Annotated in this window: 1 protein-coding gene; it reads left to right on the top strand. The window is 41.1% G+C overall.

What is annotated here, in order from left to right; translation table 11 throughout:
* Window positions 1–406 precede the first annotated feature (406 nt).
* Window positions 407–1,284 (top strand): 3'-5' exonuclease (locus R7O12_RS25385; protein WP_318126827.1); only part of this gene is annotated, 878 nt, incomplete at its 3' end.

The following is a 1,284-nucleotide window of genomic DNA, read 5'->3' on the forward strand; positions in this document are numbered from 1 at the left end:
CAAAAAATTGCTTTCTATGAATATGTGCTGAAACGCAAACTTTAGCAAGAACTTATTCATAAACCACTCTATTATTTCAGAGCGTGATGTGCAGAGCCGAAATCTAGGAAAAACTAATTAACAACATTACCCCCAACAAATCAAGTATCTATATCCATATAACCTCGATATATGAGAATCACTTAACTTGCAAACGAGAAAACAACTGGCAGATCTGGTGGTTTAATATACAGAAATCGTTAACTAGAAATCCTTTTTTAAGCCATTTGTAATTGCTAAAAACCTCCGATTAAACAAGCCAGAAGTAACTATGCAGAAGTATCTAATTCCATTTTCTATTACTGGTTATTTTTACAGTCCATAATGTTAGAATGGCGACTTGAAAAATTTATAAGGTTTCTCTCTTTTGAACATCCAACAAGGTTTCCTACTTACTCGCCAAGCACGAGACATCAAAGGCCAAACTCAGATAGAGTTGTGGCTCGCGACAGAAGCAGGTCCGACTCAACTATTGATCAATGGTGAGAAACCCGTGTTCTTCATCGCTCAAGAGCACATTGAGCAAACCCAAAACCTGGCGCTATCGAAAAGTATTCAAGTTGAAATTCGAACTCTTGAACTGAAAACGTTCGAGCATACCCCTCTCGCAGCTTGCTATACGAAAGTAACCAAAGAAGCACTCGTATTACAAGATCTGCTCTCACAGCAAGATATCGTGACTTACGAAGGCGATATACGACTCGCTGACCGCTATCTAATGGAGCGCTTTATTAAAGGGAGTGTGGAGTTTACAGGTCATCAGCAATCGCGAAATGGCTTTCAACGTATCCAGAATGCAAAGTGTCGAAGTGGTGACTATGAGCCTAAGTTGCATGTCGTTTCGCTAGACTTGGAGTGTTCAGAAAAAGGCATTCTATACTCCATCGGTTTGGATAGCCCTCATGACTCTCGAGTCATTATGATTGGAGAACCAGAACCAGCTGAAACAAATATTCAATGGGTTCAAAATGAAAAAGCACTACTCGAAGCATTGATTGCTTGGTTTAAGTCGTTCGATCCTGATGTTATTGTTGGTTGGAACGTTATCGACTTCGATTTTCGTCTCCTTCATAAACGTGCGGAATGGCACAACATGAAGTTGATGTTGGGTCGCGCCGACCAGCCAAGCTTCTTTCGTAGCTCATCCCAAAGCCAACAGGGGTTTATCTCAATTCCCGGACGTGTAGTACGCGATGGCATCGATACACTAAAAACCGCGACGTATCACTTTAGGTCTGGGTCATT

The sequence above is a fragment of the Vibrio sp. Vb1574 genome, assembly GCF_033338675.1.